At 61.9% G+C, this 12,726-nt stretch carries 10 protein-coding genes, 1 tRNA gene and 1 pseudogene; 7 read left to right on the forward strand and 5 right to left on the reverse strand.

The window, feature by feature from the left end; genetic code table 11:
* The first annotated feature begins 7 nt into the window (after window positions 1–7).
* A complete protein-coding gene (locus EJ079_RS30605) occupies window positions 8–1,006 on the forward strand; it encodes a LacI family DNA-binding transcriptional regulator (protein ID WP_127810987.1) in 999 nt (332 codons plus the stop codon).
* Between the two features lie 71 nt (window positions 1,007–1,077).
* On the opposite strand, the gene EJ079_RS30610 is transcribed toward EJ079_RS30605, so the two are convergent.
* The gene (locus tag EJ079_RS30610; protein WP_127810988.1) at window positions 1,078–1,863 is read right to left on the reverse strand and encodes a DUF1499 domain-containing protein; all 786 of its coding nucleotides are present in this window, start codon (window positions 1,861–1,863) and stop codon (window positions 1,078–1,080) included.
* 80 nt (window positions 1,864–1,943) lie between these two features.
* The gene (locus EJ079_RS30615; RefSeq protein ID WP_127395679.1) at window positions 1,944–3,572 is read right to left on the reverse strand and encodes a fatty-acid--CoA ligase; all 1,629 of its coding nucleotides are present in this window, start codon (window positions 3,570–3,572) and stop codon (window positions 1,944–1,946) included.
* Between the two features lie 183 nt (window positions 3,573–3,755).
* On the opposite strand from EJ079_RS30615, the gene EJ079_RS30620 reads away from it, so the two are divergent.
* Both EJ079_RS30620 and EJ079_RS30625 read left to right on the forward strand, forming a co-directional pair.
* On the forward strand, window positions 3,756–4,112 hold the full coding sequence (locus EJ079_RS30620) for a hypothetical protein (RefSeq protein ID WP_013532740.1): 357 nt from the start codon (window positions 3,756–3,758) through the stop codon (window positions 4,110–4,112).
* Between the two features lie 145 nt (window positions 4,113–4,257).
* On the forward strand, window positions 4,258–4,647 hold the full coding sequence (locus EJ079_RS30625) for a DUF427 domain-containing protein (RefSeq protein WP_127270456.1): 390 nt from the start codon (window positions 4,258–4,260) through the stop codon (window positions 4,645–4,647).
* 39 nt (window positions 4,648–4,686) lie between these two features.
* On the opposite strand, the gene EJ079_RS30630 is transcribed toward EJ079_RS30625, so the two are convergent.
* The gene (locus EJ079_RS30630) at window positions 4,687–5,427 is read right to left on the reverse strand and encodes a polysaccharide deacetylase family protein (RefSeq protein ID WP_127395678.1); all 741 of its coding nucleotides are present in this window, start codon (window positions 5,425–5,427) and stop codon (window positions 4,687–4,689) included.
* 169 nt (window positions 5,428–5,596) lie between these two features.
* The gene (locus EJ079_RS30635) at window positions 5,597–6,448 is read right to left on the reverse strand and encodes a glycosyltransferase family 9 protein (protein ID WP_245481761.1); all 852 of its coding nucleotides are present in this window, start codon (window positions 6,446–6,448) and stop codon (window positions 5,597–5,599) included.
* Window positions 6,449–6,529: 81 nt separating this feature from the next.
* Here EJ079_RS30635 and EJ079_RS34090 point away from each other — a divergent pair, with 81 nt between their 5' ends.
* Window positions 6,530–6,727 carry a hypothetical protein gene (locus EJ079_RS34090; RefSeq protein WP_245481762.1) on the forward strand — a complete coding sequence of 66 codons (198 nt, stop codon included), beginning with the start codon at window positions 6,530–6,532 and terminating at the stop codon, window positions 6,725–6,727.
* Window positions 6,728–6,818: 91 nt separating this feature from the next.
* Here the strand turns inward: EJ079_RS34090 and ppdK are convergent, their stop codons facing one another.
* Window positions 6,819–9,497: a pyruvate, phosphate dikinase gene (ppdK, locus tag EJ079_RS30640; protein WP_127395676.1), complete on the reverse strand. Its 2,679-nt coding sequence runs from the start codon at window positions 9,495–9,497 to the stop codon at window positions 6,819–6,821.
* A 221-nt stretch (window positions 9,498–9,718) separates the two neighbouring features.
* Here ppdK and EJ079_RS30645 point away from each other — a divergent pair.
* The 3 genes and pseudogenes from EJ079_RS30645 to EJ079_RS30655 all read left to right on the forward strand — a co-directional run bounded on the left by EJ079_RS30645 (window position 9,719) and on the right by EJ079_RS30655 (window position 12,582).
* Window positions 9,719–10,062, forward strand: a pseudogene (locus tag EJ079_RS30645) (VOC family protein).
* 128 nt (window positions 10,063–10,190) lie between these two features.
* Window positions 10,191–10,265 (forward strand) — tRNA-Gln (locus EJ079_RS30650).
* Window positions 10,266–10,491: 226 nt separating this feature from the next.
* Entirely contained in the window at window positions 10,492–12,582 is a 2,091-nt protein-coding gene (locus EJ079_RS30655; protein WP_127810989.1) for an O-antigen ligase family protein, read from the forward strand.
* Window positions 12,583–12,726: the final 144 nt, after the last annotated feature.

Raw genomic sequence — 12,726 nt, forward strand, 5'->3', positions numbered from 1 at the left:
GGCGACAATGGCCAATCTAAAACAGCTCGCGGTGGAACTTTCCCTTTCGGTGACGACGGTTTCCCGCGCTCTGAAGGACGGGCCAGAAGTCCATCCCTTGACCATTGCACGCGTGAAAGACGCGGCGAAACGGGCCGGTTATCTGCCAAATCATCATGGCTACGCGCTCAAAACCGGCCGAACGCTGACGATAACGGCAGTATACCCGATGGAGACACAAGACCATCTGTCCGATCTATTGAAGCTTCCCTTGATCGAGGGCATGACGCTGGCGGCGCGGCAAGCGGGTTATAGTCTCTCCATCTATTCCACCACTCCCGATGACGATCCTGTCGAGAGTGTGCAGCGGCAGCTTCAAGCGCGCAGCACAGACGGACTGATCATCACGCGCATGGTGTCGGGCGATCCGCGAGTCAAGCTGCTGCTGGATGCAGGCATGCCATTCGTCACATTCGGAAGAACGGACCTGAACGTCGCATATCCTTACGTTGATATCGACAACGAACAGATTGCCTACGAGGCGACCCGACGGCTGATGGATAAGGGCTGTCGACGCATTGCATTGCAACTTCTCGTTCCGGAAGATCAGGCGAGTGCCATGCGTCTTGCCGGGTATCAAAGGGCGTTGGCCGAGGCCGGTATTCCGATCGACCAATCGCTGATCGGTCACGGCATGTTCACGATGGAATCGAGCGCAGGCTGGTTCGATCGCCTACTGGCGTCGTCAGATCGGCCGACCGGCTTGGCATGCGCCAACGAACTGGGCCTTCTCGGGGCGTTACATGCTCTTGGCAGAAGAGGTCTTGTGCCAGGGAGCGACGTCCACATCGTCGCTCGTGACAGCACGCGGCTTGCACGCTTCCTGCCGGCAAAGATCGGCGTTCATTTCGTGGATATGGCCGGGGTTGGACGCAAACTCATCGAGGTCCTGGAGAGCCGGATCATCGATCCGCTTGGCCCGGTCTCGACGATCTTGTTGCAGGGGAGATACGAGCCCGCTGAATAGTCTATCCGCAGACCCAACTTGCATTCTGCTGCGACATACGGATTCGCCTGACTACAACCCGGTTCTGAAAGTCACTCGGCTGGCGCGGCGCCGACCTGACCGGCGACTTCCTGGTCGAGCTCCGCCAGGAATTCGGTGATGCGCGCGGCATTGTCGCCAAGGTCGTAGCGGCCGTAGCGGGATGCCGACCGCATATCGACGATGACCGTGTCGCCATCGTCCGTCACGCGGATCGCCACATCGGCGGGAAGGCCGATCACGAAGCCCTTGGCGACGGCGGTGATGGTCACCTCGCTTTGCCCGGCGAGATCGGGATAGGGCTCCGACAGCTCCCAGTCGCGCCGGTCGAGTACGGTTTCGACGGCATTGACGACAGTCTCGAACGGCAGGTCGTAGCTGCGTGCGCTGACCAGCGGATAGCTATCGGCCTGCAGCCGCTGTTCCCCAGGCGTCGACGGTGCAAGCACGTTCATATCCTTCGTCCGGTCGCTCACGTCGAGCGTCGGCGGTTCGTCGAAATCCGTCGAGATATCCCTGAGCGGCGGATAGATCGTCGCCCAGTAGGCGGCGACGCCGTAGGGTGCGAGCACCAGCAGTGCCAGCAGCGCGCCGACCGTCAGGTCGCGGCCGCCGCGGTCGCCGAAATTCCACAGCCGCGAAAAGGCAAACCCGGCAAACAACAGCGCCATCGCCGCCAGCAGCGCGACAATGCCGAGCACCCACAGAAAGACAGGTGTTTCGACGAGATCGAAGCGATGGCCCACAAAGACCGTCAGCAGCAGCACCAACGAAAAAGCGGCCGTGCGCCGCGACCAGCCGGCCGCCTTCGACGTTTGCCGTTCAGGAATGCTAACCATCGTTTTCCGTGCTGCCCCAACCCGAACGGAGACTTAGTGCCTTTTTGCGATGGCATGAAGCCGAAACATGCGACATCGCGTCAATCGGTCGGCAAGCGATAGTCCTTGAATTGCTGGCGCAAGGTGATCTTCTGGATCTTGCCGGTTGCGGTGTGCGGAATTTCGCCGACGAAAGCGACATCGTCCGGCATCCACCATTTGGCCACCTTGCCATCCATGAACCCGAGAATGTCAGCCTTGGTCGGTTCCTTGCCCGGTTTGCGGACGACGACCAGCAGCGGCCGTTCGCCCCATTTCGAATGCTGAACGCCGATGGCTGCCGCCTCGGCGACATCGGGATGGCCGACAGCCAGGTTCTCGAGGTCGATGGTCGAAATCCATTCGCCGCCGGATTTGATGACGTCCTTGGCGCGATCGGTGATCTGCATGTAGCCGCCGGCGTCGATGTGGGCGACGTCGCCAGTGTCGAACCAGCCATCCTCATCGAACTGCTCCACGCCGGCGTCGCCATAATAGGCACGGGCAACGGCCGGCCCACGCACTTTCAGGCGGCCAAAAGTCTTGCCGTCCCAGGGCTGCTCGTTGTTGTCGTCGTCGGTCACCTTCATTTCGACGCCGAAGGGCGGGTAGCCCTGTTTCTGCTGGACGTCGAGCCGGGCTTCGCCCTCAAGACCAGCATGGTCCGGCTTCAGGGTACACAGCGTGCCGAGCGGCGACATTTCGGTCATGCCCCAGGCGTGGATAACCTGGACATCGTAGTTCTGCTGAAACTTGGTCATGATCGCGCGCGGGCACGACGAGCCGCCGATGACAACCTTGTTGAGATGGGGAAGCTCCTTGCCGGTCTCCTCCAGATGCTGCAGCAGCATCATCCAGACGGTTGGCACGGCGGCGCTGAAGGTCACTTTCTCGGTGTCGAGCAGTTCATAGATCGAGGCGCCATCCATCTTGCAGCCGGGCATGACCAGCTTGGCACCGATCATCGGCCCGCTCTGGCCAAGGCCCCAGGCATTGGCGTGAAACATCGGCACGACAGGCAGGATCGTATCGCGCGACGACAGTCCCATGGCGTCGGGCATGGCAGCGATCATGGCGTGCAGCACGTTCGAACGATGGCTGTAGACGACGCCCTTGGGATCGCCCGTGGTCCCGGACGTGTAACACATGCCGGCGGCGGTGCTTTCGTCGAAGGTCTTCCAGGCGAAGTCGCCATCCGCTTCGTCAAGCCAATCTTCATAGGCGACCGCGTTGGGCAATGTCGTCGGCGGCATATGCGCCCTGTCGGTCAGCACGATCACCTGTTTCAGCGACTTGACGGCGCCGGCGATCTTCTCGAGCAGCGGCACGAAGGTCAGGTCGACGAAGACTGCCTTGTCCTCGGCATGGTTCATGATCCAGACGATCTGCTCGGGAAACAGCCGCGGATTGAGCGTGTGGTAGATGGCGCCGATGCCCATGATGCCGTACCAGGCCTCGATATGGCGTGCGGTGTTCCAGGCCAGCGTGGCGATGCGGTCGCCCAGCCCATAGCCGTCGCGCTCGAGCCGCTGGGCGACCTTCAGGGCACGGCGATGGATGTCGGCGTAAGTGGTGCGCACGATCGGCCCCTCGATCGAGCGCGTCACGATCTCGCGCACGCCATGCTGCCGCTCGGCATTGTCGATGAGCTTATGGCAAAGCAGTGGCCATTCCTGCATCAGTCCCAGCATTCGATCCTCCCTCACGCTTTTGCGTTGTGCTTTTCGAGCTATTGTGGAGCGAACCGGCGGATTGTCCAGCCGCCAGCACCCCTGAGCGCCGCATTGGTGGAAAACCGCCACAATCCGGCCATCGTCGGCGTTAAGTTTCGTTAACGGGCAAAGGGGTGCGATTGGCGACTGAAAGAGGTTCGCATGGACGCGCAGCTCGACGACAAGGCTCTCGAGAGTACGCTTGCCGAAAGTCTGGCCGATCTGGTGCCGGACACAAAGACTGTTTCCGAAGATGAATTTGTTGAAGTTGTCGGCGGCGCGCTGGAAGCGGTCGGCGGCACGCTGCTGTTCAAGATGTGCGTCCAGAATCAGGGCGAGGACCAGCACGTCGCGGCCGCGTCAGTCGGCGATGGCGGAAACCGCCAGTTCCTGCTGCTCACCTTGCCTACCGGCGGCGGTTCCCTGAAGGTCGAGACCGTCTCGAGAAGCAGCAACCCGGTCGCCGGGATCGCTGCCGCCTATGCCGGTCTCATGGACGTGTTCAAGGCCGCCGCCTGACCGCTGACGACAAGTACCTCGAAGATTCCAGGGTCCGATTCATCAATGTCGGCCTCGGCAAGTTTTGCGGGCTGGATGGCGATAGCGGCCTTGCGCAACGGGCTTGCGCGACACACCTTAAGTCGACGCAAGGAGAGCCCCCCGCATGGATCAGATCGCCAACCCCGCACCCGGTTTCCAACGCAACCCGGACAAAATCATCACTGTCGAGCCCTATGCCGGCACCGTTACCGTGCGTGTCGGAGACGTGGTCATCGCTTCAACAACGAAGGCCAAGGTGCTGACCGAGGCCCCCTATCCGGCGGCCTTCTACATTCCGTTCGCCGACATCGATTTCGGCAAGCTCGGCCGCACCGACCACTCGACCCATTGCCCCTACAAGGGCGATGCAAGCTATTGGAGCGTGCTGCCTGCCGGCGAGACCGGCCAGAACGCCATGTGGGCCTACGAGCGGCCTTTCGACGAAATGGCTGAAATCCGCAACCACGGCGCATTCTACGCAAGCAAGGTCACGATCGAAGCCAAACCGGACTGAGCCAACGCCGAAGGCATCGAGATCCGCTCGGCTGGCCAGTCACTCCGTCGTGCCGTTATTGCCGATGCCCTCGGCATCGTCGAGCCGCACAAAGGTCAAGCCTTTGGCCTTGAGCGCCAGCAGCCCCTGCACCACGCCTTCGCCGGCCGCATGGGTCGGCTGGTTGATGTGCGAGATGATGACGTCGCCATCCTTGGCCGCCGCGATGCGCCGGGCGGTCTCCTTGGCGCCAAGCAAAGAGCCGCCGTCGCCATTTATCGAGAATCCCGCGACCTTGAAGCCAAGCTTGCGGATCATGGCGATTGACGACGGGCTGTATTCGGCGGTTGCGCCACGAAACCATTTCGGCGCCGGCTCGCCGGTCCCGGTAAGAGCGGCGGCTCCCGATTCGACCTCGGCCAGCACCGCATCCGGGCTGCCGGCGCTGCGAATGCCATAGATTTTCCGCGGCGTGTCGACCGCCGGGACATGGTGGCCGCCATGATTTTCCAGTTCGAACAGATCGGGATGCGCCCGCATGATCTCGACGGCGGCGGCGTTTCGCTTCAGCCAGATGCCGGTCACGAAAATGGTGGCGGGGATCTTGTTGTCCACCAGCGCCGAAAGGATCCGGTTGTCGGTCTGTCCACCGCACGCGTCGAGCGTAAGCGCCACACGGCCGGCTCCGCTCGCCTGCGACTTGATGTGCAGCGTCGGCTCGACGAGGGGCGCGGCATGGCTGGCGGATGCCATCGCCCACGACAGGGCGATCATGCAGAGATTTTTTTGCAGCAGGCGCATCAAACCGATTCCCGGACCCGTCATTTCAAGCAGGCATCCCAACGACCCGCATGAAGGCGGAAATCGGGATGGCGCATAGCAGAAAAGCGCTCCGCGACAATGTGACCATTCCTGTGGGCGACAGGTCATTCCACCGCGTCGAGAGCGGTCGTGCATGCGGCGCATGATCTCAGATGGCGTGTTCCAGCTTCATTTCGGTGCGCGAAAGAACCTCGCGCACCGCATCGACCACAGGCTTGACCTCCAGGCCCCAGACGCAGCATGCCTTGCTGGGATCCGGCGCGCGGCAGAGGTTTTCGGCCATGCAGGCGCAAGGCATCGGCGGCTGGAGCGAGATGCTGGGCACGCCGACGGGACCCCAGCGCGACGGCTCCGTCAGACCGAACAATCCGACAACCGGGGTTCCGGTGGCTGCGGCCATGTGCATCGGGCCGCTCTCATTGCCGAGAAACAGCCGGGCCTGTTTCAGCACCGCCAGCAGGCTTTCAAGCGACAGGTCACCGACGAGATTGACGACCGACGGCGCGGTCCTGGCGACGATACGTTCGGCGATCTCGCGCTCGTCCGGGCCGCCCACCAGGACTACGTCCAGGCCGGTCTCGCCGGCAATCTCGACGATCACTGCTGCAAACCGCTCCGGCTGCCAACGTCGGCCCTCGAAGCTTGCACCCGCATGTACCGCGATGAATGCGTTTGGCCTCAGATGGTGCTTACCCAGCAGCGCCAATGCTTTCGCCGTCTCCATTGGCAGCGGCTCAAGGTTTGGAATCACCGTGCGAAGTTCGATGCCGAGCGCTTCGAGCGGCGAGAGGTAGCGGTACAGGAAATGCTGACCATCAAAGCCGTAGGGCTTGGCAAAAACATTGGCGGGTTGCCGCTCCAACATACGCAAGGGTCTTTCGGAAGGACTGTAACCGACACGGGTCTTGGCGTTGACGAGCCCGGTGACGATGCGCGACGTCTTCGAGTCGGTCAGGTCAATGGTCAGGTCGAAACGGAAGCGGCGCAACGCCTGCACCATGGCGTAAAGCTCTTTCCCGCGCTCCAAGGACGTGCCGCGCATGCGGTCGCGCCTGAATGTGACCACCTCGGAAGCTATATCATGGGCGATCACGAAGCTCTCGAAGCGAGCCTCGCACAGAAAGACGATGCTGGCGCCGGGGAATGCGAGCCGCAGGTTCTTGGCGAGCGCCGAGGCGAGGACGAGATCGCCTATGAACTTGGTTTGGACGACCAGGATCGAGTGGAACGGCGCGGGAGAAATCTGCAGCATCTGTTTCCGGGAGCAATTTGCGGATAGCCGCAAATTGGGCAGGAACAATGTCGAGATTGCGCGACGCCGCCAGCACGTTCGCGTGAATTGCCTTACAAAACGGTAAGCTGGATGGATCCTATCGGCGGCCTGCCTTCGCAACCAGCACCGCAGCCTGCGCGGCCGCCAGCCTGGCGATCGGTACGCGATAGGGCGAACAGGACACGTAGTCGAGGCCGACCTCTTCGCAAAAGCGGATCGAGGCCGGATCGCCGCCATGTTCGCCGCAGATGCCGAGCTTGATGTCTGGCCGCGTCGCCCTGCCCTTTTGCGCGGCCATGCGCACCAGTTCGCCGACGCCGTCGATGTCGAGCGAGACGAACGGGTCCTGATCGATAATGCCCTTCTGGCGGTAGGTTTCCAGGAACGAGGCCGCATCGTCGCGCGAGATGCCGAAGGTCGTCTGGGTCAGGTCGTTGGTGCCGAAGGAGAAGAATTCGGCTGACTCTGCAATGACATGGGCACGGATCGCGGCGCGGGGGAGCTCGATCATCGTGCCAGTGAGATAGTCGATCTTGACGCCGGTTTCCTCCATGACGCTCTTGGCAACCGCATCGATGCGCGCCTTGACGTAATCGAGTTCCTTCACCAGGCCGACGAGCGGCACCATGATCTCGGGGACCACCAGAGCGCCGGCCTTCCTGCCGGCCTCCACGGCCGCCTCGAAAATGGCGCGCGCCTGCATCTCGGCGATCTCGGGATAGGAGACTGCCAGGCGGCAGCCGCGATGGCCGAGCATCGGGTTGAACTCGTGCAAGGCCTCGGTGCGCTGCCTGAGCTTGTCCGGCGACACCTTCATGGCGGCGGCGACCTCGGCCACCTCCTCCTCGGTCTTCGGCAGGAATTCGTGCAACGGCGGATCGAGCAGGCGGATCGTCACCGGCAGGCCGGCCATGATCTCGAACAGTTCGAGGAAGTCCGAGCGCTGCATGGGCAGAAGCTTGGCAAGTGCGGCGCGCCGGTCCTTTTCGGTGTCTGCCAGGATCATCTCGCGCATGGCGACGATGCGGTCGCCATCGAAGAACATGTGCTCGGTGCGGCAGAGGCCGATGCCTTCGGCGCCGAAGGAGCGCGCCATGCGCGCGTCGAGCGGCGTTTCGGCATTGGTGCGCACTTTCATGCGGCGGACCGCGTCCGCCCACTCCATGATGGCGGCGAAATCGCCGGAAAGTTCGGGCTGCAGCATCGGCACGGCGCCCTTCAGCACCTGGCCATTGCCGCCGTCAATGGTGACGATGTCGCCCTTGCGGAAGGTCGAGCCCATCGCCATCAGCGTGCCGGCCTTGTAGTCGACACGCAGCGAGCCGGCCCCGGAGACGCAAGGCTTGCCCATGCCGCGTGCCACCACCGCGGCGTGGCTGGTCATGCCGCCGCGCGTGGTCAGGATGCCTTCCGCCGCATGCATGCCGTGGATGTCTTCGGGGCTGGTCTCGATGCGCACCAGGATCGCCTTGCGGCCCTGCGTCTTCAATTCCTCGGCGTCGCCGGAGGAAAAGACGATCTCGCCGGTGGCGGCACCGGGCGACGCCGGCAGTCCGATGCCGATGACGTCGCGCGCGGCCTTGGGGTCGATAGTCGGATGCAGCAACTGGTCGAGCGAGGCCGGGTCGATACGGGCGACGGCTTCCTCTTTCGTGATCAATCTGTCGCGCGCCATCTCGACGGCGATTTTCAGCGCCGCCTTGGCGGTGCGCTTGCCGGAGCGGGTCTGCAGCATCCACAATTTGCCGCGCTCGATGGTGAATTCGAGATCCTGCATGTCGCGGTAGTGCTTCTCCAGACTGTCGGAGATGGTGACAAAGGACTGGAACGCGTCAGGCATCAGCTTCTGCAGCGACGGCCTGTCCGAGCCAGCTGCGATACGTGCCGCTTCGGTGATGTTCTGCGGCGTGCGGATGCCGGCGACGACGTCCTCGCCCTGCGCGTTCACCAGGAACTCGCCATAGAGCATCTTTTCGCCGGTCGAAGGGTTGCGCGTGAAGGCAACGCCGGTGGCCGAGGTTTCGCCCATATTGCCGAACACCATGGCCTGGACGTTGACCGCGGTGCCCCAGCTTTCGGGAATGTCGTGCAGCCGGCGATAGGTGATGGCGCGGTTGTTCATCCAGCTCGAGAACACGGCTGATATCGCGCCCCAGAGCTGCTCATGCGGATCCTGCGGAAAAGGCCTGCCGAGCTCTTCCTCGACCTTGGCCTTGTAGAGCGCGATGACGCCTTGCCATTCGAGCGCCGTGAGTTCGGTGTCGAGCTCGTGCCCGAGCCCCCCCTTCTGATCCTCCAGGATTTCCTCGAACACCTCATGGTCGAGGCCCATGACGACATCGGAATACATCTGGATGAAGCGGCGGTAGCTGTCATAGGCAAAGCGCGCGTCGCCGGAATCGGCGGCCAGCGCCTCGACCGTCTCGTCGTTCAGGCCGAGATTGAGCACGGTATCCATCATGCCGGGCATCGAGGCGCGAGCGCCCGAACGCACCGACACCAGCAGCAGTTTCGACGGGTCGCCGAACCGACGGCCGGTCAGCCGGCCGATGTGATCGAGCGCGACCGCGACATCGGCTTCCAACCCGGCCGGATAAATACGGCCGTTGGCGTAGTAGGCGTTGCAGACCTCCGTGGTGATGGTGAAGCCCGGCGGCACCGGCAGCCCCAGGCTGCACATCTCGGCCAGGTTGGCGCCTTTGCCGCCCAGGAGATTCCTGTCGCTGGCACGGCCTTCCGCCGCACCATCGCCAAAGGTGAAAACCCATTTGGTCATGCATCGCTCCGGTTGCAGGAGACTGGAAAGATTGGCGAAACGGAAAGTTCCGCCGGTCCGTCCTTGGAGCGATATGATGCTGCAGTGCGAAAGGCAAGACATCGGCAAAGCCACCTGGCCACTACAATCGATTAAGCAAAGCCGTGCTCCAGCATGCGGCAAAAAGACTTGCCAAGTCAGGAATTCTGGGGTAGAACATACAGTGAACAAACAGGTGCGCCATGAAACTGCCCGGAAAACTCGACTATCTGGAAATGCCCGCGACCGGTGGAACGCTGGACCGGCTGAAGGCTTTTTATAGTACCGCCTTTGCCTGGTCGTTCACCGATTATGGGCCGACCTATTCGGCCTTTGCCGAAGGCCTGGACGTAGGCTTTCAGGCAGATGCCGCGGAAGCGCCATCAAAGCCGCTGCCCGTGCTCTAAGCAGGGATCTGGAGCAAACCCTCGACGCTGTCGAAAGCGCCGGCGGCACGATTGTCAAACCGATCTTCCCGTTCCCCGGCGGCCGGCGCTTCCACTTCGTCGATCCAGCCGGAAACGATATGGCGGTGTGGTCCGAATAGCCCGCTGCATATCATTTGCCAGCGCTGCGTTGCCTGCCCAATTCGAGCGTTCCAACCGTCACTCATAAGGATTGTGCTTTTTGGCTGCTCTGCTAATAACGCGCCGCACAAGCGACTCTGACGGCAATTGGGGCGTCGCCAAGTGGTAAGGCATCGGTTTTTGGTACCGACATTCCCAGGTTCGAATCCTGGCGCCCCAGCCATCCCGCGAAGGTCCGTTCCGGACACATAGGACCCGAGAGGACCTTTGCGATCTTGCATGAAGCCGATCAGCTAATAATTCGACTGTTTCATAAATCCAGATGAGCCAACGCCATCGCGGCAAATCGGGTCAGCATTTGCACATGATCTGTAAAGTGTCGCCTTGAACATCTCCTTCTTTCCATACATAGGTCGACCAGGTGGGTGGCGGCTCAACATGGAACTTCAATGAACCTCCCTATCTTCGCCATCAACCTCGATCGCGAGACCCAGCGCTGGAGCGAATTGCTCGCCAGCGCCGAAGCGGCAGGACTGACCTTGCAGCGCATTGCCGCCGTCGACGGTCGGGCGCTTGCTGAAAAAGACTGGACGGAGATCGATCTTCCAGCCGCGCGCAAGCTGAGCGGGCGCGACATCCTTTCGGGCGAATATGCCTGTTACCGTAGCCATATCCGGGCGCTGGAAACGTTCCTGGCCGGTGGCAGCGCCCATGGCCTGATTGTCGAGGACGACGTCCTCTTCAGCAAAAACACCATGCGGCGCATCGAGGCCATCATCGCGGCGGTGCCGGATTTCGACGTCATCAAGCTGACCAACCATCGCATGAGCTTCTTCATGCGCGCCGTCGAAACGGTTGAAGGCGACGAGATCGGTCGTGCGCTGCATGGCCCGCAAGGCTCGGCCGCCGCCTATCTGGTGACGCGAGAGGGCGCGCAGGGTCTGTTGTCGGCGCTCGCCGTAATGAAAATGCCATGGGACGTCGCGCTCGAGCGCTTTTGGGATACCGGCCTGAAAGTCTATTCGGTCCGCCAAAACGTGCTTGGCTTCGCCGCCAGCAGTGGGATTTCGGGCATAGCCGGTCCCTCGGGAAGCTACAAATCCGCAAGGCTGGGCGGGCCAAGCCGGCTACGTGCCGGGGTGTTGCGGGCCAGCGACGAGCTGCGCCGCCTGCATCACGTCCTGCTGCCGCCCCCTCTGCCGCGAGATGCCCTGGATGATGCCAAGGACAACGCGCCTCGCCACACCTTGCTTCTGTTGCTTGCGGCATTCGCCATTCTCGCTTTGGTCTCCGCGGTGTGGCGCGAGGCCGACACCTACCGCTATGCGGGCCTGGCGCTGGCCCTGGTCGCGGTCATCCGCTGGTTCAGAGTGGATTTGTGGACCTACAGCAAACCGCTGATCGGTTGGGTCGGCTTTCTCTGTCTGGGCTGGTCGCTCTATGTCTTCATCCGACTGGCGATCGTCTATTTCGGCACCCACCAGTTGGGTGGCGCCGAAGGCATTTACATGTTTCCGCTGTTCTATGCGACGACCGGCTTCGCGTTTCTGCTGTTTGTCAGGCAACCCGCACGGCTCGTGCTCTGGTTCATGATCCTCAGTCTCGTCTTCCTGGCGGCGGACACCTTCTATTCGGACATGTTTCAAGGCATCCAACCGACCCCGTGGCTTTTCAACAATCCCATCCACGCGTCGGTGGCGGCCGGTTTCATCTTCCTCTGCACGCTGCAATTCATGGCCTACTCGGCCCAGAGAACGGACCTCGGGAAAGCAACCAAGAACCTGCATTGGGTCCTGTCGACAGCCGTCCTGCTGCTTGCCCTCGTCAACATCATCGAGATGCGCTCAAAGGGAGTGTGGCTTGCGCTTGCGCTCGCTCTGCTCTTGTTGGCGGTCATGACCCTGGCGAGAGGCCATCGCCGCGAACTGTTGGTTTCGGGTGGCGTGCTGGTGATCGTGGCGGCCGGCATTGTCGCGGCACACAACATCTTCTCGTCCACCGCCGACGATACCATGGCATTCGTCAAAACCTTGGTTCCGGATGTGTTCAGGCATGGGGTCCTCCCCGCCTTCGACCGCGCCATCGCGAGCGACGCGGTTCCGCTTGCAGCCAAGGAAAGGCTGATGCTGTGGGCGGATGCGATCAATATCTGGAAGCGCCACCCGATCTTCGGAGCCAGTTCCAGCTGGCTGACCGAATGGCAGAACAGAACCTATCATCCCATGATCTTCAATGTCTTCCACAATGGTTATCTGGAGATTGCCGTGCGTTATGGGGTGGTCGGACTGGCGTTCTTTGCCTTTCTCTACACCTGGTCGGCCAGGCAGGTTCTGCTGGCCATGCGAGCCAAGCTCGTCGCTCCGGCCGCATGGTCCTGCTACATCTCCACACTGGTCTTCTTCGCCCTAACCATCCTCACCAATTCCAACAACCGGCTGGCCATGGGCGAGGCCTTCATGTGGTTTGCCGCAGCGTTCGGCTTCTATTGTTTTTATGTTCGCCAGCAGAAGAACCTTGTCGCGCCGCGGACCTATTTTTAGGGCCTGCCGGCGCAGCACGTATCTGACCAGCCGATTGCGACCAATCCACCTTTGACGCCCCGCTCAATTTCCCGATAATCGGGAAAGTCGATGCCAAAATCGATGGCTTATCGCCGGCAACCCCTTCGTTACGATCGACACGGA

The sequence above is a fragment of the Mesorhizobium sp. M7A.F.Ce.TU.012.03.2.1 genome (assembly GCF_004006095.1).
In the GTDB taxonomy this organism is placed as follows: Bacteria; Pseudomonadota; Alphaproteobacteria; order Rhizobiales; family Rhizobiaceae; genus Mesorhizobium.